Annotated in this window: 25 protein-coding genes; 12 read left to right on the forward strand and 13 right to left on the reverse strand. The window is 72.7% G+C overall.

All coding sequences use genetic code 11. From position 1 onward, the window contains the following. Nucleotides 1–21: 21 nt before the first annotated feature. The 8 genes from ACZ67Q_RS00450 to zapE form a co-directional block, all read right to left on the reverse strand. Nucleotides 22–900 carry a polysaccharide deacetylase family protein gene (locus ACZ67Q_RS00450; RefSeq protein ID WP_471174651.1) on the reverse strand — a complete coding sequence of 293 codons (879 nt, stop codon included), beginning with the start codon at nucleotides 898–900 and terminating at the stop codon, nucleotides 22–24. A gap of 225 nt (nucleotides 901–1,125) precedes the next feature. Beyond that, nucleotides 1,126–2,646 (reverse strand): FAD-dependent oxidoreductase, encoded by a 1,521-nt coding sequence (locus tag ACZ67Q_RS00455; protein WP_471174653.1) that lies wholly within the window; start codon nucleotides 2,644–2,646, stop codon nucleotides 1,126–1,128. A gap of 50 nt (nucleotides 2,647–2,696) precedes the next feature. Beyond that, entirely contained in the window at nucleotides 2,697–4,064 is a 1,368-nt protein-coding gene (locus ACZ67Q_RS00460) for a PhoX family protein (protein ID WP_471174655.1), read from the reverse strand. Nucleotides 4,065–4,196: 132 nt separating this feature from the next. Further along, a complete protein-coding gene (locus ACZ67Q_RS00465; RefSeq protein ID WP_471174657.1) occupies nucleotides 4,197–5,159 on the reverse strand; it encodes a slipin family protein in 963 nt (320 codons plus the stop codon). A 105-nt stretch (nucleotides 5,160–5,264) separates the two neighbouring features. After that, nucleotides 5,265–6,731, reverse strand: a complete 1,467-nt coding sequence (locus ACZ67Q_RS00470; protein WP_471174659.1) for a SulP family inorganic anion transporter — start codon at nucleotides 6,729–6,731, stop codon at nucleotides 5,265–5,267. Nucleotides 6,732–6,739: 8 nt separating this feature from the next. Beyond that, on the reverse strand, nucleotides 6,740–7,321 hold the full coding sequence (locus tag ACZ67Q_RS00475; RefSeq protein ID WP_471174661.1) for a carbonic anhydrase: 582 nt from the start codon (nucleotides 7,319–7,321) through the stop codon (nucleotides 6,740–6,742). A 108-nt stretch (nucleotides 7,322–7,429) separates the two neighbouring features. Continuing rightward, complete coding sequence (locus ACZ67Q_RS00480) at nucleotides 7,430–7,825, reverse strand: hypothetical protein (RefSeq protein ID WP_471174663.1); 396 nt, start codon at nucleotides 7,823–7,825, stop codon at nucleotides 7,430–7,432. Between the two features lie 558 nt (nucleotides 7,826–8,383). Then, nucleotides 8,384–9,496 carry a cell division protein ZapE gene (gene zapE / locus ACZ67Q_RS00485; protein ID WP_471174665.1) on the reverse strand — a complete coding sequence of 371 codons (1,113 nt, stop codon included), beginning with the start codon at nucleotides 9,494–9,496 and terminating at the stop codon, nucleotides 8,384–8,386. 271 nt (nucleotides 9,497–9,767) lie between these two features. Between zapE and ACZ67Q_RS00490 the strand changes: the two genes are divergently transcribed. The 6 genes from ACZ67Q_RS00490 (at nucleotide 9,768) to ACZ67Q_RS00515 (ending at nucleotide 15,356) form a co-directional block, all read left to right on the forward strand. Then, nucleotides 9,768–10,556: a pyrimidine reductase family protein gene (locus ACZ67Q_RS00490; RefSeq protein ID WP_471175956.1), complete on the forward strand. Its 789-nt coding sequence runs from the start codon at nucleotides 9,768–9,770 to the stop codon at nucleotides 10,554–10,556. A 214-nt stretch (nucleotides 10,557–10,770) separates the two neighbouring features. After that, nucleotides 10,771–11,244, forward strand: a complete 474-nt coding sequence (locus tag ACZ67Q_RS00495) for an indole-3-glycerol phosphate synthase (RefSeq protein ID WP_471174667.1) — start codon at nucleotides 10,771–10,773, stop codon at nucleotides 11,242–11,244. A gap of 190 nt (nucleotides 11,245–11,434) precedes the next feature. Beyond that, nucleotides 11,435–12,823, forward strand: a complete 1,389-nt coding sequence (gene murC / locus ACZ67Q_RS00500; RefSeq protein ID WP_471174668.1) for a UDP-N-acetylmuramate--L-alanine ligase — start codon at nucleotides 11,435–11,437, stop codon at nucleotides 12,821–12,823. A gap of 14 nt (nucleotides 12,824–12,837) precedes the next feature. Continuing rightward, nucleotides 12,838–13,245 carry a peptide-methionine (R)-S-oxide reductase MsrB gene (msrB, locus tag ACZ67Q_RS00505; RefSeq protein ID WP_471174670.1) on the forward strand — a complete coding sequence of 136 codons (408 nt, stop codon included), beginning with the start codon at nucleotides 12,838–12,840 and terminating at the stop codon, nucleotides 13,243–13,245. Between the two features lie 94 nt (nucleotides 13,246–13,339). Next, the gene (locus tag ACZ67Q_RS00510) at nucleotides 13,340–14,089 is read left to right on the forward strand and encodes a PP2C family protein-serine/threonine phosphatase (RefSeq protein WP_471174672.1); all 750 of its coding nucleotides are present in this window, start codon (nucleotides 13,340–13,342) and stop codon (nucleotides 14,087–14,089) included. Between the two features lie 46 nt (nucleotides 14,090–14,135). Continuing rightward, nucleotides 14,136–15,356 (forward strand): PP2C family protein-serine/threonine phosphatase, encoded by a 1,221-nt coding sequence (locus ACZ67Q_RS00515; RefSeq protein ID WP_471174674.1) that lies wholly within the window; start codon nucleotides 14,136–14,138, stop codon nucleotides 15,354–15,356. 3 nt (nucleotides 15,357–15,359) lie between these two features. Here the strand turns inward: ACZ67Q_RS00515 and pdxR are convergent, their stop codons facing one another. Genes pdxR through ACZ67Q_RS00530 form a run of 3 tightly spaced genes read right to left on the reverse strand, consistent with a single transcriptional unit; the run spans nucleotide 15,360 to nucleotide 18,139 of the window. Next, a complete protein-coding gene (gene pdxR, locus ACZ67Q_RS00520) occupies nucleotides 15,360–16,814 on the reverse strand; it encodes a MocR-like pyridoxine biosynthesis transcription factor PdxR (protein ID WP_471174676.1) in 1,455 nt (484 codons plus the stop codon). Between the two features lie 24 nt (nucleotides 16,815–16,838). Further along, on the reverse strand, nucleotides 16,839–17,540 hold the full coding sequence (locus tag ACZ67Q_RS00525; protein WP_471174678.1) for a B3/B4 domain-containing protein: 702 nt from the start codon (nucleotides 17,538–17,540) through the stop codon (nucleotides 16,839–16,841). 2 nt (nucleotides 17,541–17,542) lie between these two features. Further along, nucleotides 17,543–18,139: a LysE family translocator gene (locus ACZ67Q_RS00530; protein ID WP_471174680.1), complete on the reverse strand. Its 597-nt coding sequence runs from the start codon at nucleotides 18,137–18,139 to the stop codon at nucleotides 17,543–17,545. 220 nt (nucleotides 18,140–18,359) lie between these two features. Here ACZ67Q_RS00530 and ACZ67Q_RS00535 point away from each other — a divergent pair, with 220 nt between their 5' ends. From ACZ67Q_RS00535 to ACZ67Q_RS00560, 6 genes are all read left to right on the forward strand, one after another. Further along, on the forward strand, nucleotides 18,360–19,490 hold the full coding sequence (locus ACZ67Q_RS00535; RefSeq protein ID WP_471174682.1) for an ABC transporter ATP-binding protein: 1,131 nt from the start codon (nucleotides 18,360–18,362) through the stop codon (nucleotides 19,488–19,490). Next, nucleotides 19,487–20,191: an ABC transporter permease gene (locus ACZ67Q_RS00540; protein ID WP_471174683.1), complete on the forward strand. Its 705-nt coding sequence runs from the start codon at nucleotides 19,487–19,489 to the stop codon at nucleotides 20,189–20,191. Before ACZ67Q_RS00535 ends, ACZ67Q_RS00540 begins: the two co-directional genes overlap by 4 nt. Then, the gene (locus ACZ67Q_RS00545) at nucleotides 20,188–20,856 is read left to right on the forward strand and encodes an ABC transporter permease (RefSeq protein ID WP_471174685.1); all 669 of its coding nucleotides are present in this window, start codon (nucleotides 20,188–20,190) and stop codon (nucleotides 20,854–20,856) included. Before ACZ67Q_RS00540 ends, ACZ67Q_RS00545 begins: the two co-directional genes overlap by 4 nt. Before the next feature lie 88 nt (nucleotides 20,857–20,944). Beyond that, complete coding sequence (locus ACZ67Q_RS00550) at nucleotides 20,945–21,895, forward strand: ABC transporter substrate-binding protein (RefSeq protein WP_471174687.1); 951 nt, start codon at nucleotides 20,945–20,947, stop codon at nucleotides 21,893–21,895. A gap of 328 nt (nucleotides 21,896–22,223) precedes the next feature. Then, nucleotides 22,224–22,877 carry a ScbR family autoregulator-binding transcription factor gene (locus ACZ67Q_RS00555; protein WP_471174689.1) on the forward strand — a complete coding sequence of 218 codons (654 nt, stop codon included), beginning with the start codon at nucleotides 22,224–22,226 and terminating at the stop codon, nucleotides 22,875–22,877. 184 nt (nucleotides 22,878–23,061) lie between these two features. Beyond that, on the forward strand, nucleotides 23,062–24,243 hold the full coding sequence (locus tag ACZ67Q_RS00560) for a damage-control phosphatase ARMT1 family protein (protein ID WP_471174691.1): 1,182 nt from the start codon (nucleotides 23,062–23,064) through the stop codon (nucleotides 24,241–24,243). A gap of 27 nt (nucleotides 24,244–24,270) precedes the next feature. On the opposite strand, the gene ACZ67Q_RS00565 is transcribed toward ACZ67Q_RS00560, so the two are convergent. Together ACZ67Q_RS00565 and ACZ67Q_RS00570 are read right to left on the reverse strand one after the other, a co-directional pair. Then, on the reverse strand, nucleotides 24,271–25,533 hold the full coding sequence (locus tag ACZ67Q_RS00565; RefSeq protein ID WP_471174693.1) for a cytochrome P450: 1,263 nt from the start codon (nucleotides 25,531–25,533) through the stop codon (nucleotides 24,271–24,273). Beyond that, on the reverse strand, nucleotides 25,530–26,405 hold the full coding sequence (locus ACZ67Q_RS00570) for an alpha/beta fold hydrolase (RefSeq protein WP_471174695.1): 876 nt from the start codon (nucleotides 26,403–26,405) through the stop codon (nucleotides 25,530–25,532). Before ACZ67Q_RS00570 ends, ACZ67Q_RS00565 begins: the two co-directional genes overlap by 4 nt. Between the last annotated feature and the right edge of the window lie 18 nt (nucleotides 26,406–26,423).

Genomic DNA, 26,423 nt, shown 5'->3' on the forward strand with positions numbered 1-26,423 from the left:
GCTCACGCGCTCGTACGGGCGTCAGGGCCGGCCGCTCGCCTCGCCGATCAGCTCGGACACCTTGACGAAGGTGTAGCCGCGCTTGCGCAGCTCGGGCACGACGGCGCGCACGACCCGCTCGGTGGTCGGGGCGGCGCTGCGGGTGCAGTGCATCACGACCACGGACCCCGGCTTCACGCCGTCCAGCACCTGCCGCACGACCGCGTCCGCGTCCGTCGCGAACGCGTCGCCGCTGACCACGTCCCACTGCACGGCCGTCACGCCGGTGCCGCTGAGCGCCTTCAGCGCGTCGCGGTCGTAGCAGCCGCCCGGGAAGCGGAAGTACGGCCGCGCGTCCTTCACGCCGGCCGCGCGGAAGGCGGTGTAGGCGCGCTCGACGTCCTCGCGCATCCGGCCCGGGTCGACCGTGGGCAGCCCGTAGCAGTCGCCGGTGAAGGCGTAGTGGCTGTAGGAGTGGTTGGCGATCTCGAACAGGGGGTCGCGGTCGATGGCCCGCGCCTGCGCCGGGTACTGCTGCGCCCACCGGCCCGTCATGAACACGGTCGCCGGGACCTTCAGGGTGCGCAGCGCGTTGATCAGCCCGGGGTTGTCGAAGTGCTCGCCCCGCGCGGCGCGCGGTCCCTGGTCGGCGGTCATGTCGGCGTCGAAGGTCAGCGCGACGACCTTGCCGTGCCCGGTGCGCGGGCCGTTCTTGAAGACGGGCGTCAGCCCGGCCGGGCCGGGGGCGAGCGTCGGCGGCCGGGACACGGCAGGCGACAGCGACGGCGACGCCGCGCTGGGCGCCGGCCGGGCGGCGTGCGGGGACGCCGTGTGCGGGGCGGGGGTCCGCGCGGTCCCGCAGGCGGCGAGGGCGGCGCCGAGGGCGCACAGCGCGGTGAGACGGCGAAGGGGAACGATCACAGTACGACGATATGACTGCACGCGCCACGCCCCCGCCCCACCCACCCCCGACGCGACACCACATCACCCACCCGGCGCCACCGGACCAAGCCCCCAGGCGCAAGGGCCGGGCAACACCCAGGGCGAGCCGGCCATCGGAAAGGGCCCGGGGAACTGCGCGACCAGCCCCCACTCACCCGCGGCCGCCGACGCGCACACGCCCCCACCCCCTGAGGCGCCCCGTCCTCACCCCTTGTGCCGCTTCAGCGGCCGCAGCGCCGGCCCCTGAAGGATCTCCCCGTCGATCCCGAACCGGGACCCGTGGCAGGGGCAGTCCCACGACCGCTCGGCCGCGTTGAAGTTCACCAGGCAGCCCAGGTGCGTGCAGCGCGCGGACAGGGCGTGCAGCTCGCCGTCCTCGTCGCGGTAGGCCGCGACCCGGTCGCCGCCCGCCCGGACCACCGCCCCCTCGCCGGGCGCGACGTCCTCCAGCGACTTCGCCGGCCGCAGCCGGTCGCCGACGAAGTGCCGCGCCACCTTGGCCTGTGTCTTCAGGAACGTCGGCGCCTCACGCACAACAGTGCCCAGCCGGCGCGGATCGTACAGCCCGCTCCACGCGCACTTCTCGTCCCGGATCAGCGCCGTCAGCAGCCGCCCGGCCATCATCCCGCCGCTCAGTCCCCAGCCGCCGAAGCCCGTCGCCACGTAGGTGTGCCGCGCGCCGGGGTGCATCAGTCCGACCATCGGCACGGTGTCCGTGGGGTCGTTGTCCTGCGTGGCCCAGCGGTGGGTGACGTACACGCCGGGGAAGTGCGTGGCCGCCCAGTCCGCCAGCTCCTCGAAGAGCGCCGGGGTGTCACCGGTGCCGGGCGTGAAGTGCTGCCCGGTGACCACGAGGAACCGCTGTCCGTCGCCGTAGGGCGCCGTCCGCACCGACCGCGTGTTCTCGTCCGGGGTGATGTACATGCCGTCCGGGTCGCGGTCGGCGGGGATCGTCCCGGCCACGACCAGCTCGCGGCGCGGGGAGAGCCGGGTGAACAGCAGGGCCCGGTCGAACACCGGGTAGTGCGTGGCGACGACCACCTTCCGCGCGGTCACCGTGACCCCCGCGTCGGTCGTCAGCCGGCACGGCTCGCCCTCGGTCAGCCCCGTCACACGCGTGTACTCGTGGATCCGTCCGCCGCGCGCCTGAAGATCCTCGGCGAGGGCGAGCAGGTACTTGCGCGGGTGGAACTGCGCCTGCCCGGTCACCTTCACCGCGCCCGCGACCGGGAACGGCAGCCCGGTCTCCGTCACGAACGACGCCGGCAGCCCCGCCTCCTTCGCCGCCCGCGCCTCCGCGCGCACCTCCTCGACCCGGCCGGCGTCGCGCACATAGGTGTAGGCGCTGCGCTCCTCCCAGTCGCAGTCGATGCCCAGTTCGGCCACGGTCCCGGCGGCCCGCTCGATCGCCTCGGACTGCGAGCGGGCGTACAGCCGCGCGGCCTCGTCGCCGCGGGTACGCCGCAGCTTGTCGTAGATCAGGGTGTGCAGGGCGGTGACCTTGGCGGTGGTGTGGCCGGTCACCCCGGCGGCGACCCGGTCGGCCTCCAGCACGGCCACGCCGAGCCCGGCGCGGGTCAGCTCCCACGCCGTGCTCAGCCCGGCCATCCCGGCGCCGATCACGGCCACGTCGACCGTCAGGTCCTCCGTCAGGGTGGGCCGAGGGCTGCCGCCGGGTTCCGTCTGCAGCCAGTACGAGCCGCTGACCTGCTCTTTCCGCGTCATGCCGGGGCGGGTACCCCGTCCCGGCATGATCACGGCTGCGGACCGTCCCGCTATCGGCGCCAGGGGCCGGTGACCGCGAACGTCGTGCCCGGCGTGTAGCAGTTGACGTACATCGTGTCGCCGTCGGGCGAGAAGGTGACCCCGGCGAACTCGCCCCACTCCGGCTGCTCGGGGGTGCCGATGTTCTGGCGGCCGCGTGCCATGGCGTACACCTCGCCCGCGCGCGTGACGCCGAAGACGTGCTGCGCGCCGTTGCCGTCCTCGCACACCATCAGCCCGCCGCTGGGCGCCAGGCAGATGTTGTCCGGGGACTCGCCGGGCAGCTGTACGTCGGTGTCAGGACCGAAGACGACCACCAGCGTCAGACGGCGTCGCTTCGGGTCGTAGCGCCAGATCTGGCCGTAGTGGTCGGCGCCCGAACCGTCCGCGCTGCGGGCGAAGGACGACACGAAGTACACGCACGAGCCGCCCCAGTAGCAGCCCTCCAGTTTCTGCGCGTGGGTGATGCCCCCGCGGCCGTAGTCCTGGAGCCGCGTCGGGGTGGACGCGGCCAGCGGGTCGGGTACGTCCACCCATTCCACGCCGTCGAAGCGCGCGCCGGTCTCCTGGATCGTGGACAGATCCGGTACGCCGGGCACGCGCATCGCCTGGAGCCGGCCGCCCGCGCGCAGTGAACCGACGCCGCCCAGCGGCTTGTCCGGCAGGAAGCGGTAGAACAGGCCGAACGGCTTGAGGAAGGCGTCCTCCGTCTCGTAGACGACGCCGTTGCCCGGGTCGACCGCGATCGCCTCGTGCTGGAAGCGCCCCATCGCGGTCAGCGGGACGGCGCCGGTGCGGTGCGGGTCGCTCGGGTGGACCTCGAAGATGAAGCCGTGGTCCTTGGCGTAACCGTTGGTGCCGGCCTTGTCCTCGGTCTCCTCGCAGGTCAGCCAGGTGCCCCAAGGGGTGCGGCCACCGGCGCAGTTCACGGCCGTGCCGGCGATGGCGACATGCTCGGCCAGGACGCGACCGCGGGGGTCCAGCGTCAGGGCCGTACAGCCGCCCTTGCCCGCCGGGTCGTAGGTGAGGCCATCGATCGTGGGCACGGGGACGGCCGCGGTGACACGGTTCTCGTGGTTGCGCACGAGATGGGTACGGCCCGCTCGACCGGCGAACGCGGCCATGCCGTCGTGGTGGGAGGGGACCGGCCCCTCGCCGGAGCGCAGCGGGTCGCCCTCGCGGGAGAGCACGGTGTAGCGGAAACCTTCCGGCAGGTCGAGCAGTCCGTTCGGGTCGGGGACGAGCGGGCCGTAGCCGGTGTGGCCCAGGTTCTGCGCGGCGGCGGTGCCCGCGAAGAGCTCGGACAGGGCCCCGGTGAAGGCGATGCCCGCTCCCAGGGCACTCGCTCGGGCCAGGACCTGACGTCGAGTTGCAGACATGCGGCAGCAACCTTCCTGCTGGCGGACAGGAGATGCACAGGAACTACTACTGACCCCGCCGTGTCTACCATCTGCCGCCGTGCGCGGGAACCACGCGTGTAGCTCGTGTCACCGGGCGTGACGCCGCCGGCCTCACTGCTCGATGACGTGGTCCTTCGGTACTCGTTCGTCGGCGAGGCCGTTCGGTACCGGTTCGTCGGCGAGGCCGTTCGGTACCGGTTCGTCGGCGAGGCCGTTCTGTGTCCGTCTGTCGATGAGGCCCTTCGGTACCTGTTCGCCGGTGAGGCCCTTCGGCACCTGATCGTCGACGTGGTCCTTCGGCGTCTGCTCGTTCCGCTCGGCGCCCCTCTCCAGGAAGCGCAGCAGCTCCACCGGAATGGGCAGCACCAGCGTGGAGTTCTTCTCCGCCGCCACCGCCATCACCGTCTGCAGCAGCCGAAGCTGGAGCGCGGAGGGCGTGTCCTCCATGGCCTGGGCGGCCTGGGCCAGCTTCTTCGAGGCCTGCAGCTCGGCATCGGCGTTGATGATCCGCGCGCGCCGCTCACGGTCGGCCTCGGCCTGCCGGGCCATCGACCGCTTCATCGTGTCGGGCAGCGAGACGTCCTTGATCTCGACCCGGTCGATCTGCACGCCCCAACCGACGGCCGGGCTGTCGATCATCAGCTCCAGCCCCTGGTTCAGCTTCTCGCGGTCGGAGAGCAGGTCGTCCAGTTCGCTCTTGCCGATGATCGACCGCAGCGAGGTCTGCGCCATCTGGGATACCGCGAAGCGGTAGTCCTCCACGTTGACGACCGCCGCGGTGGGGTCCACGACCTTGAAGTACACGACGGCGTCCACCCGCACCGTGACGTTGTCCCGGGTGATGCCCTCCTGACCCGGCACCGGCATGGTCACGATCTGCAGGTTGACCTTCCGCAGCCGGTCGACCCCGGGGAGGATCAGGGTCAGCCCCGGGGGCCGCACGTCACCGCGCAGCCGGCCGAGCCGGAAGACCACTCCGCGTTCGTACTGTTTGACGACCCGGGCTGCCGCGGTCAGGTACACCAGGCCCACCACGCCGGCCCCCACGATCGCTCCCAGCAGCTCTTGGAGCATGGCGACCTCCTCACCGAGAGGTCCGTTTCGTCTGCTCCTGCAACGATATGCCCGGCCTCCGGTCGCGGGCCACGCCCATGACCGGAGGCCGGACAACGGCACGCGCTACGCCGCCGCCGTCACCTTCACCAGCTTCACCGGTTCCGTACCGACCGCGCTGTGCCGCTCGGCCCACGACTCGAGCGCCGTACGGCAGGCGTGGTCCAGATGGTGCAGCCCCGAGAGGTCCAGCTCGACGGGCCGGTCCTGCGGGAGCGCCTCCAGGCTGTCGAGGATCTTGGGCAGCCGCAGGAAGGTCGCGTTACCCGCGAGATGCGCCTGGACGGGTCCGGCGCCCTTGTCGATGATCTCCAGCCGGATGTGCGAGGCCTCCCAGGCGGTCTTGACCACGGACAGGGCCAGACCGATCAGCACGCCCTCGAACATGTTCACCGCGACGATCGACACGGCCGTCACCACGAGGATCAGGGCCTCGCCCCGGTGGCCGCGCCACAGGTCGGAGATCTGGCGGAACGGGATCAGCTTCCAGCCCGCGTGGACGAGGATGCCGGCCAGTGCCGGGATCGGGATCAGCGCCAGTGCGGCGGGCAGCGCGGCGGCGAACAGCAGCAGCCACACGCCGTGCAGCACCCGTGAAGCCTTCGTCCTCGCGCCCGCCTGCACGTTGGCGGAGCTGCGCACGATCACGGCCGTCATGGGCAGCGCGCCCAGCAGACCGCACACCGTGTTGCCGGCACCCTGGGCGATCATCTCCTTGTCGTACTGGGTGCGCGGACCGTCGTGCAGCCGGTCCACCGCCGCCGCGCTGAACAGGCTCTCGGCCGAGGCGATCAGCGCGAACGCGACGATGGTGCCCCAGATGGCCGGCTGGGCCAGGTCACCGAAGGCGTCGGCACCCGGCAGCTGGACGACCCCGAGCAGACCCTCCACCTTCACCGTGGCGACCGGCAGATCGAGGGCGAGGGTGGCGACCGTGGCCAGGACGACCGCGGCGAGTGCGCCGGGCGCGGACCGCACCGCCTTCGGCAGTTTCTTCCACAGCACGATGACGGCGACGGTGCCGGCGCCGATCGCGAGCGAGGCGAGGGCCTCGGCGCTGCCGAGCGCGTCGGCGAACGCCCCGGGCAGGCCCGCGATCTTGCCGATGCCGGTCTTCGGGGCGGTGAGTCCCGCGGCCGCGTAGATCTGCCCGGCGATGATCACCAGACCGATACCGCAGAGCATGCCCTCGACGACCGAGACGGATATCGCCCGGAACCAGCGGCCGATCCCGAAGAAGCCCATGGCGAGCTGGAACAGGCCGGCGATCAGCACGATCACCCCGAGGGTGCCCACCCCGAACTCGCTGACGGCCTCGAAGACGAGCACCGTCAGGCCGGCGGCCGGCCCCGACACCTGAAGGCTGCTGCCGGGCATGAGCCCGGTGACCAGACCGCCCACGATGCCGGTGACGAGGCCCAGTTCGGCCGGGACGCCCGAGGCGACCGCGACGCCCACGCACAGGGGCACCGCGACCAGGAACACGACTATGGAGGCGAGGAAGTCCTGCCGCAGATGAGGGAACGCGCGCATGCCGGACCTCACAGCGCCTCGAAGGAGTCGGTGGCCACGCGGTGTTCGCGCACCGCACCGGTGTGCACCTCGTAGTACCAGCCGTGCAGGTTCAGCCGACCGTCCGTCAGACGCTGCTGCACGCACGGGTAGGAGCGCAGCCGCAGCAGCTGGGCGAGCACGTGGTGCTGCACGGCCTCGGCCACGGTGGGGTCCTGCGGATCGGCCGCCCCGGGGCCCTCGGCGGCATGCGCGAGCCAGTCCCGCACGGCCGGTACGGCGTCGAGGTCGTCGCCGCGCACCAGGGCGCCGACGGCACCGCAGTGCGAGTGGCCGCAGACGACGACGTCCCGGACGCCGAGCACGTTGACGGCGTACTCGATGGTGGCCGCCTCCGAGGTGGGCCGGCCCGGGCTGTACGGCGGGACGATGTTGCCCGCGGTGCGCAGCTCGAAGAGCTGACCGGGGCGGGCGCCGGTGATCAGGGCCGGGACGACCCGGGAATCGGAGCAGGTGATGAACAGGACCTGCGGCGACTGGCCCTGGGCCAGCGGGGCGAACTCCTCAGGGCGCTGGCCGAAGGCACGGGCGTGGTCGATGAGGGGTTGCATGTGTGGTGACTCCTCCTGGCGCGCCGTGGGGGGCGCGTCGGGCTTCAAGGACAGAGGTGGGGTGTACTGCCTCCGCGTGGGGCGGAGTTGCCGGGTACTGCTCTGTTCTCAGCAGCGGAAGACCTGGAGCGCGGCCGGGGTGGGGGCCGTGGCGGGTCTGGGGGAGTTGAGCGGGGCTCTGCCCGCCGCGGAGTGCCGCGGGGCGGCCGGGTCCGGCGCCGACAGCGGGCGCTCGGGTGCCTGGGGCGCCGAATCGGCCGTGCGCTGACGGTCGCGGGGGCGCAGCGGGTCGGCCGGGTCGGGGAGGTGTCCGCAGTCCCGGGAGGCGACGGTCTCCTCACGCAGGGCCGTGACTTGGAGCGCGGCGCCGGGGCGAGCCTTGGCCTCCGCATGACGGACCGTGTGCGCTTGTGCGAAGGACTGGGTGCGGGCAAAGAAAGGGAGGGCGAGCAGGAGCGCGGTGAGCACCGCGAGGGCGGTCCGGCCCGTCGTACCTCGGAACATGCCCCTCCCCCCGCTCGGCTCACGCGTCATGTGCGGACCAACGCTTGGTCAACGAATGGTCAAGTAGCACGGTAGCGGTACCGGGGCGTTTGCAAGGTTAACTGCGCGTTACGAACCGGAGAGAGCCTGAAAAGAGAGGTGGATTGGCGCGAACCGGCTGCTGGCCAGGGGTCAGGCTGCCCCGGCCGGCCGGCGGCTCTTCCGTCCGGTGTCAGGGTGTCCCGGTCAGGGCATCGCGGGGTCGCGTGGCACGAAGCGGCTCAGCCGGTACGTCGTAGGCTGCGCCGGACGCCCGTACAGGATGTCGACGCGCGTCGGCGACACAGTCGATGTGCGGGTCCGTGGCGCGGAGGCGGTCGAGGCGGGCGTGCAGCTCCGACTCGTTCCGGGTCTCCGGGAGCACCTCCCAGTGCCCCGCCTCGGGTGCGAATCGGGCGGCGGCTCGCCGGCTGCCGGCCCGCTGCCGCTGCTTCCTCTCGCGCTGACCCGGCATCGGCCCGGCATCGCCGCCGGGCCGCGGGTGCGGCAAGGCCGGCGAGGACCGGTACCGGCCGGGCGCTACGGCTTCTCGACCAGGCCCTTGGCGTCGCGCGCCAGGGCCGTGAGGCGGGAGATGGCCCGGAAGTACTTCTTGCGGTAGCCGCCGTTCAGCATCTCCTCGCTGAACAGCTGGTCGAACGGCAGCCCCGAGGCGAGCACGGGCACCTCGCGGTCGTAGAGCCGGTCGGCGAGGACGACGAGCCGCAGCGCGGTGGACTGGTCCGGCACCGGGCGCACGTCCGTCAGGCACACCGCCTTGAGTCCGTCGGTCAGCGCGCCGTAGCGGCTGGGGTGCACCTTGGCCAGGTGGTCCAGCAGTTGCGGGAAGGCGTCCAGCGAGGCGCCCGCGGTGGCGTGGGCGGTCCGCGTGACCTGCTCGTCGGTGAACGGCGCGGGTGCCTCGGGCAGGCCGCGGTGGCGGTAGTCCTCGCCGTCGATGCGCAGGGGGCGGAAGTGGGCGGACAGGCCCTGGATCTCGCGCAGGAAGTCGGCGGCCGCGAACCTGCCCTCGCCGAGCTTGCCGGGCAGCGTGTTGGAGGTGGCGGCGAGCGCGACACCGGCGTCGACCAGCTTGCCGAGCAGCGTGGAGACGAGGACGGTGTCGCCCGGATCGTCCAGCTCGAACTCGTCGATGCACAGCAGGCGGTGACCGGAGAGGGTCTGCACGGTCTGCTGGAAGCCGAGGGCGCCGACGAGGTTGGTCAGCTCCACGAAGGTGCCGAACGCCTTCTTCTCCGGCTCGGCCGGGGTGGCGTGCCACAGGGACGCGAGCAGGTGGGTCTTGCCGACGCCGTACCCGCCGTCGAGGTAGACGCCGCGGGGGCCGGCCGGGGCCTTCGCCGCCTTGGCCTTCGCCTTGCCGAAGCCGAACAGGCCGCGCTTGGCGCCGCTGCCCGGGCCCGCCCCGTCGAGCCCGGCCGCGAAGCCCTCCAGGACCTGGACGGCCTCGGTCTGGCTGGGCTGGTTCGGGTCCGGGATGTACGTGCTGAAGCGGACCGAGTCGAACCGCGGCGGCGGCACCATCTCGGCCACCAGCCGGTCCGCGGGGACATGCGGCTCACGTGCGCACAGGGACAGCGGGGCCGCGTCGGCTATCGGGGCGAGGCCGGAGGCGGAGGTGGAGGACGACACGGTTCCCCAGCTTAAGGGGCGTGCCAGACTGCACGACATGCGACGCCTGTTCCCTGTGACCGAAGAAACAGCAGTCCAGACCCTGCGGGGGGCTTCCGAGGAGGGGGTGGTCGCCGGGGCTTCGGGGGTGCCCGGGGCCTTTGATGGTGAAGGGACTCCCGGGACGGCGAGGGCGACCGCGGCGATCGCCGGCGGGGCGGTCGTGGAGGGCGCGGCGGCGGACGGCGCGGACGGTGGGCCCTCCGGTGCCCCCGTGTCCGGTCAGGGCCCCGTGTCCGGTGCGGGCGCCGTAGGGCTCCCGACGTTCGCCGGTGGGGCCGACGGCCGTGAGTGGAGCTTCGCAGAGCTGGCCGCCGCCTACGCCTACCCCGAGCCGCCCGCCGGGCAGCGCCAGCCCTGGCTGCGGGCCAACATGGTCTCCAGCCTCGACGGAGCCGCCCAGCACGAGGGCCGCTCCCAGCCCATCTCCAACGCCACCGACATGCGGATCTTCGGCACGCTGCGGGCCCTGGCCGATGTGGTGGTCGTCGGGGCCGAGACGGTGCGCCAGGAGGGCTACCGCCCGGCACGCGTGCGTGCGGAGTTCGCTCAGATGCGAGAGGCCGCCGGGCAGGACCCGGTACCCGCGATCGCCGTGATCACCGCGAGCCTGGACCTGGACTTCTCGCTGCCCCTGTTCACCTCGCCCGCGGTGCCGACGATCGTGCTCACCGGCGCCGCGTCCTCCCCGGAGCGCCGGGCGGCGGCCGAGAAGGCGGGCGCCAAGGTCGTCATCGCCGGCGACGGCGTCGGCGTGGATCCGGTCCGCGTCGTGCAGGCCCTCGCCGAGCTGGGCCACACCCGCCTGCTGACCGAGGGCGGGCCGCGGCTGCTCGGGCAGATGGTGGCCGCCGAGGTGCTGGACGAGCTGTGTCTGACGATCTCCCCGATGCTCACCGCCGGAGACGCCCAGCGCATCGCCGGAGGGCCCTCCGTCACCGTTCCGCACCGCTTCGCACTGGTGTCCCTACTGGAGGAGGACGGCTTCCTCTACAGTCGTTATTGCAGGTCACAGCCCTGAGTACGGCGCCGGGGAGCCGCTCGCCGGGCCCCCTGCGGGCGGGCGGCGGCCCGGGGGGCCGACATCAACGGAATCAGTCGTTCCGTTTCCCTCCGGGCGGGCACACTAAATCCGGCAGTACCCGTGCGATCACGGGGCAGGATGGTTTCCGCAGGGCCTGGTACGGCCCACGGAGGACAGGGGGCCCGGGCCCCCGCAGCAGAAGGGGCGCCTGGTGTTCACAAGCGTTTTGATGATCGAGAAGGCCCTGACGTCCGCCGACGTGGAGTTCGTCACCAGCTTGCACGGGGACGAGCCGGTCACCTTCCACGTCCTGCTCCAGCCCAGAGGCGACCAGGCCGACCGGCTGCTGAGAGCCATCGACGACATCGCGCTCGGCGAGATCGACGTGGCCGCCCGCGAGGGTGAGACACCCGAGGGCGACGAGGCCAAGAGCGTCGGCCGGCAGGCCCTGGACGTGTCCCTGACCGCCCTGCGCTCGTCCGGCAGCGCAGCCGAGGGCCGGCTCGTCGAGGACCACCCGCTGGACGCGCTGCGGACGCTGGTGGAGGAGATCGCCGCGGACGAGGTGATCGTGCTCACCGATCCGCATTACGTGGAGGAGTTCTTCCACCGTGACTGGGCCTCGCGGGCGCGGCACAAGGTGGGCGTGCCGGTACTGAAGCTCTTCTCCCACAGCAAGGCGTAGCGCTCCGCGGGTGTGGCCGGTCCGCGCCGTTTCGGGCGCGGCGCCTGTCCGGGTGCGGGCTCGTTGTGGCTGGTCGCGCAGTTCCCCGCGCCCCTTGCGTCGGACCGGTGGCCCGCGCTGCAAGGAGCCCGGTGCCTGAGCACATAGGCTAGGCACGCTCCAGTCCGCACCGTATCTGGGAGAAGAACGCATGGCACCCGGCCTTCCTACCGCCATGGACCGACCGCACTTCATCGGCATCGGCGGCGCCGGGATGTCGGGCATCGCCAAGATCCTCGCGCAGCGCGGCGCCAAGGTGGCCGGCAGCGACGCCAAGGACTCCGCCACCGCCGAGGCGCTGCGCGCGCTGGGCGTGACCGTGCACATCGGGCACGCCGCCGAGCACCTCGCCGACGACGCGAGCTGTGTGGTCGTCTCCTCCGCGATCCGGGGCGACAACCCGGAGCTGCTGCGCGCCGCCGAGCTGGGCGTCCCGGTCGTGCACCGCTCCGACGCGCTCGCCGCGCTGATGGAGGGCCTGCGCCCGATCGCCGTCGCCGGCACCCACGGCAAGACGACCACCACGTCGATGCTCGCGGTCTCCCTGACCGCACTGGGTCTGAACCCGTCGTACGCCATCGGCGGCGACCTCGACGCGCCCGGTTCCAACGCGCTGCACGGCGACGGCGAGATCTTCGTCGCCGAGGCCGACGAAAGCGACCGCAGCTTCCACAAGTACGCCCCCGAGGTCGCCATCGTCCTCAACGTCGAGCTGGACCACCACGCCAACTACGCCTCGATGGACGAGATCTACGAGTCCTTCGAGACCTTCGCCGGGAAGATCGTGCCCGGCGGCACGCTGGTGATCTCCGCCGACCACGAGGGCGCGCGTGAGCTGACCCGGCGCGTCAAGGACGTGCGCGTGGTGACCTACGGCGAGGCCGAGGACGCCGACGTACGCGTGCTGTCGATCGTCCCGCAGGGCCTCAAGAGCCAGGTCACGGTCGTCCTCGACGGTCAGGAGCTGACCTTCGAGGTCTCCGTCCCGGGGCGTCACTACGCCCTCAACGCGGTCGCCGCGCTCACCGCGGGTGCCGCCCTCGGCATCCCGGCCGCCGAGCTGGCCCCGGCGATCGCCGCGTACACGGGCGTCAAGCGGCGCCTGCAGCTCAAGGGCGAGGCGGCCGGCGTCCAGGTCATCGACTCCTACGCCCACCACCCCACCGAGATGACCGCCGACCTGGAGGCCATGCGGGCAGCCGCTGGAGACGCGCGCATCCTCGTCGTCTTCCAGCCGCACCTGTTCTCGCGCACGCAGGAGCTGGGCAAGGAGATGGGCCAGTCGCTGTCCCTGGCCGACGCCTCCGTGGTCCTCGACATCTACCCGGCCCGCGAGGACCCGATCCCCGGCATCACCAGCGAGCTGATCATCGAGGCCGCGCGCGCCGCGGGCGCCGATGTCACGGCCGTCCACGACAAGGTGGAGGTGCCGGACGTGGTCGCGGGAATGGCACAGGCCGGCGATCTCGTTCTCACCATGGGCGCGGGCGACGTCACGGACCTCGGACCGCGCATCCTGGACCGTCTCGCGCAGAAGTGAAGGGGTTGGCCGACATGTCGTACGACGTCGAGAAGCCGGACGAGCAGTGGCGCGCGGAGCTGACCCCCGCCGAGTACGCGGTGCTGCGCCAGGCCGCCACCGAGCCCGCGTTCGTCGGTGAGTACACGGACACCAAGACCAAGGGCGTCTACTCCTGCCGGGCCTGCGGCGCCGAACTGTTCACCTCGCAGACCAAGTTCGAATCCCACTGCGGCTGGCCGTCCTTCTACGACCCGAAGGACACCGACGCGGTGGAGCTGGTGCAGGACCGTTCCCACGGCATGGTCCGCACCGAGGTGCGCTGCGCCCGCTGCGGCTCCCACCTCGGGCACGTCTTCGAGGGGGAGGGCTATCCGACCCCCACCGACCAGCGCTACTGCATCAACAGCATCGCGCTGCGCCTGGAGCCCGAGGAGGGCTGAGCGCGTCACCGGGCCGACCTAGACTGACAAGGAAGGCCCGGCCCACGGCCGGCGCAGACCGGCATGGTCCGAAGCGGGAAGGCGGTGGACCTGCATGCCGTACGTCGCCGTCAGCGCGCTGAGCCATCCGGGGCTGCTGCGTGAACGCAACGAGGACAGTCTCGTCGCCGGACCGTGGACCCTGTGCGCCACCGTCACCGAGAGCCCGCAGACGCTGGTCTTCCCGCTGCGCTCGCCCGTGGTGGTCGCCGTCGCCGACGGGCTCGGCGGTCACCCCGGCGGTGACGTGGCCAGCGCCCTCGTCGCCCGCCTGCTCGCCCGGGCCGGGCCCGTGCTGGACGACGAGGACGCCGTACGGGAGACGCTGAACGACTGCAACCGCGCCGTGTACCAGGCCGCCGAGGGCAGCGACCTCACCGCCATGGGCACGACCGTCGCCGGTCTGGTCCTGCTGCACGACTCGGTGCTCGTCTTCAACGTCGGCGACAGCCGGGTCTTTTCGACCTCCTCCGACGGGCTGCGCCAGGTGAGCGTCGACGACAGCCCGCCCCTCGAACCCGGTCAGCGCACCACGTCCCTGGTCACCCAGTGCCTGGGCGGCTCCGCCGCCCACCGTGACGTCCGGCCGCACGTCACCGCCGTGCCCCTGCGCCCCGGCGACCGCTACCTCGTGTGCACCGACGGGCTGACCGACCCGGTGCCCGAGGACGTGCTCGAGGCGGTGCTGCGCGAGAGCGACGACGGCCGGGCAGCCTTCGAGCTGTGGCGCGCGGCCATCGAGGCGGGCGGACCGGACAACATCACCCTGGCGGTCGTGCGCGTGGGAGGGGACGGGGGCCCGTGATGATCCCGGTTGTGCGTGGCCGGGCGGGCGCTGTCACGATTTGATCGTGTTCAGCGTTGTGCGACGGATCAGAGCGCTCGGCCGGCCGGCCTCCCCGGGCCGGCCCGCGACCGCCCGGGGCACCGGCGCCGCCGACCGGCGGCTCGCCGGGCTGCGGTCGCTGCTGACCCGGGTCGGCACCACGCTCGACGCGGACCTCACCTGCGCGGAGCTGACCCACGCCGCGAGCGTGTTCGCCGGGTGCACGGCGGCGGTCGTCCGGATCACCGGTGGGACCGTCTCCGGGTACGAGGCGATCAGCGGGGACGCCGACGCGCTGCCGGACGTACGCCGGATCACCGAGGCGGTGCGGGAGGGCGGGCCGCTCCTGCGGGGAGCGGTCTTCGCTGGGGCCGTCGTCTGCCTCCCGCTCGCCACGCCCGAGCAGACGTACGGCGTCCTGGTGTGCGCCCGGTCGGCGCCGCCCCTCACCTCGCAGGAGGCGGAACTGCTCGCGCTGCTGGCCGCACCCGTCGGACCGTATCTGCGGCACGCCGACGAATACGCGCGCGTCAGCCGCACCATGGGCGACCTGCAGCGCGCGCTGCTCGCCGAGCCGGGACGGCCGCACCCGAACCTCGACGTCGCCGTGCGCTATCTGCCCGCCGGGCGGCGTGCCCTGGTCGGCGGCGACTGGTGCGAGACCGTGCGGCTACCCTTCGGCCGGACCCTGCTCGTCGTCGGCGACGTCATGGGCCACGGAGTGGAGGCCGCCGTCGACATGGCCGCGTACCGCTCCTCGCTGCGGTCGATCACCGCCACCGATCTGCCGCCGCACCGGGTACTGCGGCAGATGGACGACCTCGCCGCCGGGGAGCCCGACATGCGGCCCGCCACGTGCCTGATCGCCCGCGTCGATCCCGCGCGCGGGCAGGTCACGCTGGCCGGGGCCGGACATCTGCCGCCGGTCGTGATCGACGAGGGCGCCGGCAGCCGACTGCTGCCGCTGCCCGTCGGGCCGCCGCTCGGGACCGGGCTCGGCGGGTACGAGTCCGCCACCTACGACCTGGACAGCAGCCACACGTTGTTGCTGTTCACGGACGGGCTGGTGGAGCGGCGCGGGGAGGACATCGACCGGGGGCTGGAGCGGTTGGCGCAGGTGCGGTTCCCTGCCGGGGCCACCCTGGAGGAGATTCTGGACACCGTTCTGGTCCGGATGGACGCACGGCATGCCGAGGACGACGTGGCGGTGCTGGGGGCCCGGCCGCGGGGGCGGGGCGGGGAGTAGACGTCAGCTCAGTTCGCGCAGTGCCCTGCCCAGCCCCGCCACTCCCTGCGTGATCACTCCCGTCGGTGTCGCCGCGTACCCGAGGACCAGGCCGGGGCGGCCGGGACGCTGGCGGTGCCAGGAGAGGGGGTGGCACTTGACGCCGTGGGTGAGTGCGACCCGGGCCAGGTCGGTGTCCGGGACGTCCGCGGCGTAGGTGACCGTCAGGTGCAGGCCGGCTGCCGCACCGTGCACCACCGCGCCCGGCAGGTGGGCGGCCAGGGCGCCGATCATCGTGTCCCTGCGCCGGCGGTGACGGCCGCGCAGGAGCCGGAGGTGGCGTTCCAGGTCCCCGCAGTCCATCAGCCGGGCCAGGGTGAGCTGGGGGAGCACCGCGTTGCCCAGGTCGGTGAAGCGTTTCGCGGTGGTGAGGGCGCCCCGGTAGGCGGGCGGGGGGATCAGCCAGCCGATCCGCAGTGCGGGCGCGAGCAGCTTCGACACGCTGCCCATGTAGCAGACGCGGTCGGCCAGCAGCTCGCGCAGCGCCGGCACCGGCGACCGGTCGTAGCGGTGCTCGGCGTCGTAGTCGTCCTCCAGGATCAGCCCGCCGTCCTGCGCCCAGCGCAGCAGCTCACGGCGGCGTTCGCCGCTCGTGACGACCCCGGTGGGGAACTGGTGGGCCGGGGTGAGCAGGACCGCGCGGGCGCCCGAGGCGCGCAGGGCGTCGACGCGGATCCCGGCCTCGTCCACCGGTACCGGGGGTGTGGCCAGCCCGCCGTTGCGCAGATGCTGGCGGGAGCCGAGCGAACCGGGGTCCTCCAGCGCGACGGCGTCGATGCCGTCGGCTCGCAGGACGGCGTGCAGCAGGGTGAGCGCCTGCGCGGTCCCGGCCACGATCAGTACGTCGTCGGGTGCGACCCGCACCCCCCGGTTGCGCGCGAGCCAGTCGGCCACGGCCCGGCGCAGGGTCAGCGTGCCACGCGGGTCGCCGTAGCCGAGGCCGTCGGCCGACAGCCCGGCGAGCACCGCCCGTTCGGCGCGCAGATACGCGGCGCGCGGGAAGGCCGTCAGGTCGGGCCGGCCGGGGGTGAAGTCGAACGGGGCGGGGGCCGCGCGCAGCGCGTCGAAGACCTCCGGGCCCGGTTCGCCGGTGAACGGAGCCGTGCCCGGGCCGGCCGTGCCGGGGGTCTCGCCACGTACGCGCTCGTGGGGGACCGCGACCACGACCGTGCCACCGCGCCGCCGTCCTTCCAGGTGGCCGTCCTCGGCCAGTCGCCGGTACGCCTCCGTCACCACGCCTCGTGAGACGCGCAGTTCGGCGGCGAGCACCCGGGTGGGCGGCAGCGTGCTGCCCACCGTGAGCCGGCCGTCGGCCATGGCCCGGCGCAGGCGCTCGGTCAGCCACTGAGCCTTGCCCCCGGCCGGTGCCGTACCGATGTCCAGCTGCAGGAAGTCGGAGCCGCCAGGCGCTGCGTTCATCGCACTCATGCTGTCACGTGCCGTTCAGCCTCCGAAGGCGAACTCCGGCTCCCCGGCGGTGAGTACGGCGTCCGTGGTGAGGACCGGCCAGTGCGCGGCGAGCTCCTCCGCGACCGTCTTCAGCAGCGCCCGCACGGTCTGCGCGCCGCCGTCGTGCATCGCCTCGGTCACCACCAGGATGCGGCGGGTGTCCGGGCCGACGGCGGAGTACCCGCTCTGCCGGTGGGTCCAGCGGCGGGCGTGCGCACGTCCGGCTGAGTCGACGAACGTGACCTCGCCGGGCGCGGGATGCTCCGTGGCGCCGCCGAAGGCCGTGTACACCTCGTCGCCCCGGGCGGGCCGTACTTCGAGCAGGGGGCCGGCGATGCGGTCGGCGTCGAGCGCGGCGACCGGGACGGCGTGGGCCATTGAGATCGCGTTGCACAGGTCCACCACCGGATGGATGCGCGGGAGGCCGCCCTCCTTGCGCAGCCGCCGCAGCAGCGACTCCGCGGCGCATCGGTACTGCGTGGGTCGCAGACCCAGCCGGGAGTACGTGCGGCGCCAGGCCGCCACTTCCGGGAACTCGCCCTCCGGGGCCCCGGCCAGGCGGGCCGCGGCCCGGGCGGTGTGGGTGGCAGCCCGCGGGCCCGTGTCCACGCGGGCGTCGACCCCGTCGGCGTACAGCACGCCGGCGGCGAGCCGCGGGTGGGCCGACCAGATCGCGTCCGCGTGCCGGAAACGCATGCTCACGCCACCGCCAGCCGCAGACTCAGGGCGACGAAGCAGGCGGCGAAACCCCGGCGCATCCCCGTCAGCAGTCCGGGCCGCTCCGGCAGCCGCTCCCGCAGCGCGGCGGCGCCGAGGGCGTACGCGGTGAAGACGACGAAGGTCAGGGCCATGAACACGGCGCCCAGCCGGAGCATCGCCCCCACGTCGCCCGGCGCGACGAACTGAGGCAGGAACGCCAGGAAGAACAGGGCCGGTTTGGGGTTGAGCAGGTTGACCAGGACCGCTGAGCCGATCAGGCGGGAGGCCGAGCGCGGTGCGGCCTCCCGGTCGACCACCAGGGCCGAGCTGTCGCGCAGCATCGCCCACGCCATGTACAGCAGGTAGGCGACACCGAGGTACTTCACCACGGTGAAGGCGACGGTGCCCGCGTGCAGCAGGGCGGCCAGTCCGGTCACCGCGGCCAGCAGGTGCGGCAGGGTGGCGAGGGTGCAGCCGAACGCGGCCACCACACCGGCCCGCCGGCCGTGCGTGAGCCCGGCGGCCAGCGTGTACACCACGCCGGTGCCGGGAGTGACGACCACGACCAGGGTGGTCAGCAGGAACGTGACGCTCAAAGGAAACCTCCGCGAGAAGGGCGAGGTGTCCCACCCTGCCCGCGCCTTGGCCCGCCGGACAGGGCCAAAGGCGGCACCGTTCACCGGTCCATAACAGCGGCCTTCCGGGGTAGGGAAGTTCACGACGTCTAGACTCTCCCGGCAGCGGGCGTCCGTACGCACGTACGGAAAGGCGCCCGCCGCCAGGCACGTGCTGCCAAACCGAAGGGCGTTCGGCGTTTTGATACGGATGGAATCAGTCACCAAGCGGTACCCGGACGGCACGGTGGCGGTCGACCGGCTCACGCTGGAGATACCCGAGAAGGCGATCACCGTCCTCGTCGGCCCCTCCGGCTGCGGCAAGACGACGACTCTGCGGATGATCAACCGGATGGTCGAGCCCAGCGAGGGCCGGATCCTTCTCGACGGCACCGACCTCCAGCAGCAGCCGGTGCACACCCTGCGCCGGTCCATGGGATACGTCATCCAGCACGCCGGGCTCTTCCAGCACCGCACGATCGTCGACAACATCGCCACCGTCCCGCGCCTGCTCGGCTGGGGCAAGGCCAAGTCCCGTGAACGGGCCCGGGAGTTGATGGAGCGCGTCGGCCTCGACGGCTCGCTCGCCCGGCGCTACCCGCACCAGCTCTCCGGCGGCCAGCAACAGCGCGTCGGCGTCGCACGGGCGCTCGCCGCCGACCCGCCGGTGCTGCTGATGGACGAGCCGTTCTCCGCCGTCGACCCCGTGGTCCGCAAGGGCCTCCAGGACGAACTGCTGCGCCTGCAGGACGAGCTGGGCAAGACGATCGTCTTCGTCACTCACGACATCGACGAGGCCGTCAAACTCGGCACCATGGTCGCCGTCCTGCGCACCGGCGGCCGGCTCGCCCAGTACGCGCCGCCCGCCGAGCTGCTGTCCCACCCGGCCGACGCCTTCGTCGAGGACTTCCTCGGCGCCGACCGCGGCATCCGGCGCCTGTCCTTCTTCTCCTCCGCCGGCCTCGGGCTGCTCACGGAGCCGGTCGTCGCCCTGGACGCCGCAGCGGAGCAGATCGCCGCCGCGGACGGGGGCGAGTCGCCCTACCTCCTCGTCACCGACGCCGACGGCAGGCCGCTCGGCTGGGGCGAGCCCGGTGAGCTGACCGCCGGGAGCGTCGACCCGGCCCGGCTGCTGCCCTACGGGCGGCCGTTCGTCGCCGGCACCGACTCGCTGCGAGCCGCGCTCGACTGCGCCGTGCTGTCGCCGACCGGCTGGGCCGTCGCCGTGGACGACACCGGGCGCGTACGCGGTGTCGTGTCGCAGCAGGCCATCGGGGCGGCGATCCGGGCCGCCCACGCCCAGACCCCGAGCGCACCGAAGGCCCTGCGGTGAACGGGCTGTTCCACCTCCCCAGCGACCTGCAGAACACCTACCTCGGCCTGGTCGGCATGCATCTGCGCGAGGCGCTGATCCCGGTCCTCGCCGGGCTGCTGGTGGCGCTGCCCCTCGCCCAGCTGTGCGTGCGGCTGCGCTGGCTGTACCCGCCGGTGCTCGGGGCGGCGACCGTGCTGTACGCCGTCCCCTCCCTCGCGCTCATCGTCTTCCTGATCGACTACACCGGCCAGAGCGAGACGACCGTGATGATCCCGCTCGGCCTCTACAGCCTGGTGGTCCTCGTCCCGGCCGTCGTCGACGGCGTCCGCTCGGTGCCGCAGGAGACCCTGGACGCCGCGACCGCCATGGGTTTCGGGCCCGTGCGCCGCTACCTGACCGTGCAGTTGCCGATCGCGGTGCCCGCGATCCTCGCCGGGCTGCGCGTCGCGACGGTCTCCAGCATCTCCCTGGTCAGCGTCGGCATGCTGATCGGCAACCAGGGCGGCCTCGGCAACCTGCTGAACGACGGCATGACCTACCAGCAGCCCCGGCTGGTGTGGCTCTCGGTCATCGGCACCGCCGTCCTCGCCGTCCTCGCCGACGCCGTCCTCGTCGCCGTACGCCTGCTGCTCACGCCCTGGATGCCGCGCGGCACCGGCTCGGTCGCCGGACCGCGCCCCGAACCGGCGGTGTCAGCGACCGAGGAGGCCGCGCGGTGAACATCCTCCACTTCGTCAACGCCTTCTTCAGCGACAGCTCGCACTGGCACGGCTACGACGGCATCCCCACCCGCGTGCGCGAACACGTGCAGTACTCGCTGCTCGCGCTGGTGATCGCCGCCGCCGTCGGACTGCCGGCCGGGCTGCTCACCGGGCACACCGGACGGGGCGGCAACGCGCTCGCACTGATCGCCACCGCCGCCCGCGCCCTGCCCAGCTTCGGCCTGCTGGTGCTGATGTTCATCCTGCTCGGCTTCGGGCTGCTGCCCGTGATGATCCCGCTGGTGGTCCTCGCGATCCCGCCGATCCTCGTCACCACCTACGAGGCGGTGCGCTCCGTCGACCCGTCCCCGGTGGACGCGGCACGGGGCATGGGCATGCCCGAGACAAGCATCCTCCTGCGGGTCGAACTGCCCGTCGCGCTCCCGCTGATCCTGAGCGGTCTGCGCTCGGCGGCCATCCAGATCGTCTCGACGGCCACCATCGCGGCGTACGTCAGCTTCGGCGGGCTCGGCCGGTACGTCATCGACGGCCTGTACCAGCACGACTACGAGAAGGTCGTCGGCGGCGCCACCCTGGTGGCCGGGCTGGCCCTCGTCACCCTCGCACTGTTCTGGGCCGCCGGCCGCTACGCGGTGTCGCCGGGGGTGCGCCGACGGGGCTGAGAGGGCGCCCCCAACGGGCGCCGTGACGAAGCGCATTGGTAACACAAATGCCCTTGACGGAGGAGAAGTGGCTGGATTGGATCAGTGGGTGACTACTACCGCCCAGCACCGCAAGGCCCGCAGGACCCTCGCCGCCGCCGTCGTGCTCGCCGCGACCTCCGTGCTGCTGGCAGGGTGTTCCTCCGACAGCAAGGGTGACAACCCGCTCGCGGAGAACGACTCCGACGGCAAGACGGTGGTCGTAGGCTCCAACAACTTCCCCGAGTCCACGCTGCTCGCCGACATCTACGGCGAGGCCCTGCGGGCCAAGGGCGTCAAGGTCACCTACAAGCCCAACATCGGCACCCGCGAGACGACGTACGGCCTGATCAAGAACGGCTCCCTCACCGTCCTGCCCGAGTACAACGGCGCGCTGCTCGCCTATCTCGACCGCAAGGCCACGCCGAAGACGGCCGAGGAGACCACCCGGGCCATCGCGGCCAAGCTCGACCCGGAGCTGACGCTGTTGCAGCCCTCTCCGGCCGAGGACAAGGACGCGCTGGCGGTCAACGCCGAAACGGCGGCCAAGTACCACCTCACGTCCTCCTCGACCATCGCCGACCTCAAGGACATCGCGGGAGACCTGGTCGTCGGCGCCTCGCCGGAGTTCCAGAAGCGGCAGCAGGGCCTGGAGGGCCTGAAGTCGGTGTACGGCCTGGAGTTCAAGTCGTTCAAGGCGCTCGACGCGGGCGGCCCGCTGACCCAGGCGGCGTTGAAGCAGAACAACGTCCAGGTCGCGGACCTCTTCTCCACCGACCCCACCGTCCAGAAGGAGAAGTTCGTCGTCCTGCAGGATCCGAAGAACCTCTTCGGCTTCCAGAACGTGCAGCCCCTCGTCTACAAGAAGGGCCTGCCGCAGCCGGGCGTCGACGCGCTGAACGCCGTCTCCGCCAAGCTGGACACGAAGACGCTGCTCGCCCTGGACGCCCAGGTCCAGTTGGACAAGAAGGACCCGCTCGACGTGGCGCAGGCCTGGCTGAAGTCGGTGGGGCTGGGCTGAGCGGCCCGGAAACAGACCTTCCGCCCCGTACTTCCGGCGATGTTCGACCGGGAGTTGAGTGGGTATCAGCTTGGGGGCGGCACATGCGTGGGCATGCCGCCCCCTTCTCTTCTGCTACGGAATACCGTGCGGTCAGAGGGAGTTGAGGGCGGTTGTGTCTTCCGTGCTCTGCGCGGGAGCCGGGGCTCGCGTCGGGGCTCGGGCCGGTGCAGATCTGGGGCCGTGTGGGCTCGGGTGGCCGGTGAGCTAGCATGTACGGGGAGTGAGTACCCCGTAAACAAACGGCATGGTCCGTTCTCTCTTCCGTACCCCCAGGAGTGACCTGTCGATGCCGAGGCAGTTACGCGCCGAACAGACCCGCGCGACGATCCTCACCGCCGCAGCCGACCTGTTCGACCGGCAGGGCTACGAATCGACGAGCCTCAGCGACATCGTCGAGCACGCCAAGGTCACCAAAGGCGCCCTCTACTTCCACTTCGCCGCCAAGGAAGACCTCGCCCACGCCATCCTGGAGATCCAGTCCGAGGCATCCCGCAAAGTCGCCGGTGACGTCGACACTCACGGCTATCCGTCCCTGGAAGCCCTGATGCGCATCACCTTCGGCTTCGCCCGGCTGTCCCTGGAGGGCCCGATCGCCCGGGCCGGTCTCCGGCTCGCCACCGGTTCCGTCCCGGTCCGCCCGCCGCTGCGTCACCCTTTCACCGAGTGGCGCGAGCTGGTCTCCCGGCGACTGCGCGGCGCGGTCCGCGAGTCCGACCTCCACCCGGACGTCGACATCGATGCCGTCACCCACTCCCTGGTCTCCTTCTTCGTCGGCACCCGAGTCGTCGGCCGCTCCCTGGAGCCCGTCACCCGGCTGCCCCGCCGGATGGCCGAGATGTGGCACCTTCTCATCCGCGGCCTGGTGCCCGTACCGCGCCGCCCGCGCTATCTGACGCTCGTCACCCGCCTGGAGCGTGAGACCGCGGCGGCCGCGGTCTGACACCGGCCCCCGGCGGGAGTGCGTGACCCTTGGAATGCCGGAGTGCCGAGCCGTCGCAGTGCGGGACCGCCGAGCCGTCGCAGTGCCGGACTGCCGAGCCGTCGCAGTGCCGGACCGCCGGCACCCGGCGGCACGGTGTGCGGCGCGTACGGCCCGGCCGGGGGCCGGAGGTACGGTGAGCGGCATGCCCGACACCCCGCAGCCCCCGGAGCTGCGCGCCGACGAGCCCGGCTCCTTCCCGCACAGCGTGCTCGCCGAACGGCACCCAGCGATCGTCCGGCAGGTCCGCGACTCCTTCCCCTACGGCCCCGACCTGCACGCCGCCCTCGACGCGCTGCTCGCCCAGTGCGCGGACGGCGTGATCGAACCGCTCCCGGCCCACGCCCCGGACCGCGACCGCTGGCTGGCCTGGGGACTTCGCACGTACTCCGGCCGGTCCTGGTTCGACGTGCCGTGGCTGTGGTCGGAGAGCTACTTCTACCGCCTGCTCCTGGAGGCCGTCGGCTACTTCGGCGACGGCCCCTGGCGCGGCATCGACCCGTTCCGGCCCGCCAAACGCGCCGAACTCGACGCCCCTGAGACCGACGAGGAACTCGCCGCGCTCGACCGGCTCGCCGGCCTGCCCCCGGACGAGCAGGCCACCGCCCTGCTGCACGGCTCCCTGTGGGGCAACCGCGCCGACCTGAGCTTCCGTCTCCAGACGGCCGCCGGTGCCGCCCGGGACACCACCCCGGCCCTGCTCGCCGACGACAGCGCGGCCCTGTGGGCGCTGCTCCCGCCCGGCCGCGCGGACGGCACCCTCTGCCTCGTCGCCGACAACGCCGGCCGCGAACTCGTCCCTGACCTGCTGCTGATCTCCCACCTGCTCGCCCACGGCCACGTCGCGCGCGTCCTGCTGCACGTCAAACCGCATCCGTACTACGTCTCCGACGCCACCACCGCCGATGTCGTCGACGCCCTGCGCCGGCTCACCGCCGCCCCGGGCGCGGCCGGAGAACACGGACGGCGGCTGTGGCAGGCCATGACCGACGGCACCCTCGCCGTGCGCGCCCACCCGTTCTCCTCCGGTCCGCTGCCGTACGGGCTGATGCCCGCCGACCTGCGCGCCGAGTTCGCCGCCTGCACCGTGACCGTGGTCAAGGGCGACCTCAACTACCGGCGCCTGGTCGGTGACCGGATGTGGCCCGCCACCACGGCGTTCGCCGAGGTCACCGCCCACTTCCCGGGGCCGGTCGCCGCTCTGCGCACCCTGAAGTCGGACGTGGTGACCGGACTCGACGCCGCCACCGTGGCCGCGCTCGACTCGGCCGAGGGGCCAGGATGGCGGACCAGTGGTACGCATGCGCTGATCCAGGTCCGGCGGTGACGCGCGGGCCGAGGGTGCGAGGGGCGCTCAACCGGTGTGCACCGGCAGCGCCTTGACGCCGTTGATGAAGTTCGACACCAGCCGCTTCTCGGGCCCCGCCGTGCGCAGTACGGGCAGCGTCCGCACCACCTCGTCGTACAGCACCCGCAGTTGCAGCCGCGCGAAGTGCGCGCCCAGACACACGTGCGGGCCGTTCCCGAACGACACATGCGGATTCGGGGAACGGGAGAGGTCCAGCCGGTCGGGCTCGGCGAAGACCCGCTCGTCGCGGTTGGCGGCGGCGTGGAAGACGACCACCTTCTCGCCCGCGCGGATGCGCCGCCCGGCCAGCTCGGTGTCCCGCAGCGCGGTTCGGCGGAAGGTGAGCACCGGCGGGTGCCAGCGCAGCAACTCGTCCACGGCCGTGGTGAGACCGGCCTTCCCGGTGCGCAGTGCCTCGTACTGCTCCGGGTGCCCGGCGAGCGCCAGCAGGCCGCCGGGGGCCGCACTGCGTACGGTGTCGTTGCCGGCGACCGTGAGCAGGAAGAAGAACATCTCCAGCTCCGGCCCGGTGAGTTCGGCGTCGTGAGCGAGGGTCGTCATGATGTCGTCGGCCGGATGGCGGCGCTTGTACGCGGCGAGCTGCCGGGCGTACGCGAACATGTCCCCGAGCATCGCCGGTGAGCGCGGGTTCACCGGGCGCCCCGCCGCGTCCCGCACGGCCGGGCCTGCCTCGTCGGGGTCCTGGTAGCCGATGACGCGCTGCGTCCAGTGCAGCAGCAGCCCGCGGTCGCTCTCGGGTACACCCAGCAGATCGGTGAGGTTGAGCAGCGCGTAGTCGTCGGTCACTGCCGCCACCAGATCAACGGCGCCGCCGCCGGCCGGGGCCTCGGCCGACGCCCGGCCGAGCAGCTTGTGGGCCCGGTCCCGGGCGACGTGCGTGAAGCGTTCGACCCGGCCGGGGGTGAACGCCCGGCTGACCAGGCGGCGCAGCCTGCCGTGCCCGGGCGGGTCCTGGTTGAGCATCATCCGCCGGATGAACGGCAGATCCTCAGGGTCGGGGTCGCGGATCTGGGTGGCGCCCAGGTGCGAGGAGTACGTCGTCGCGTCCTTGAGCACCCGCACCACGTCCGCGTGCCGGGTCACCGCCCAGAACCCTGGGCCCGCGGGCCAGCCCAGCACCTCCGCCTCCGCCTGCCAGGCCACCGGATGGTGGTCGCGCAGTACGCGGTAGGCGGCGTACGGAACGCCGTCCGCGTACTGCCGGGGATCGAACACGTCGGGCACGGGTGGCGCGGTGGGCGCGGTCACGCGTCCTCGCCCTCGCCGGCCGCGTCCGCGGCGCGGGGGCCGTTCGTGTCCCGCGTGCCGTCGCCGTCCTGTGAGTCGTCCCGCGTGGCGCTGCCGTGCTGCGGGTCGTCGGCCCGTAGGAAGTCCTCGACGACGCGGATCAGTTCCAGCGGTGTCTCGTCCATGGCGTAGTGTCCGGCGCCCAGCAGCTCGTGGACCTCCGCGCGGGGATACCAGGCGCACCACGTCCGGCGCAGCAGGTCCGCCGAGAGTGCCGGGTCCAGCTGCCCGGCGACGGCGAGCGCGGGGTGTTCCGCACCCTCCACTTCGGCGTGGAAGTCCTCCCCGGCCCAGGAGTCCAGCCAGGCCCGGAACGCCTTGTCGTCGCTGCGCTCCAGCGAGCGTTCGACCATCCGCTCCAGCCAGGCCGCCGGGCGGCGTCCGCCGGTGGTGATGTCGATGATGGTGCGCCGGTTCTCCGGCCGGTGCGCGGCGTCCGCGAACAGCTCCCACTGCTGCGGCGGCAGCGCGAGCCCCGAGGCGGGCACGGGGGACACCCCGACCAGCCGGCGCAGGCGGTGCGGGGCGACATGGAGCAGCCGCTGCCCGACCGCGCCGCCCATCGAGTGGCCCACCACCGAGAACCGGTCCCAGCCGAGCCGGTCGGCCAGCGCCACCAGGTCCCGGGCGGCCTGCCCGGTGGTGAACGGGCCGTCGGCGTCCCGCGCCCCGCCGTAGCCGCGCAGATCGACCAGGGCATAGGTGAAGGACGCGCTGTCGAGGTCGGCGCGTACGGGTGCGAAGGCGGAGCGGTCGGCGAACCAGCCGTGCACGGCGAACACCTTGTGGGCGCCGTCGCCGAGCAGCTCGTGCGGGAGCGTGAACGTCGTCATGCGACCACGGTGGACGCA

The sequence above is a fragment of the Streptomyces sp. NPDC036813 genome (assembly GCF_055609245.1).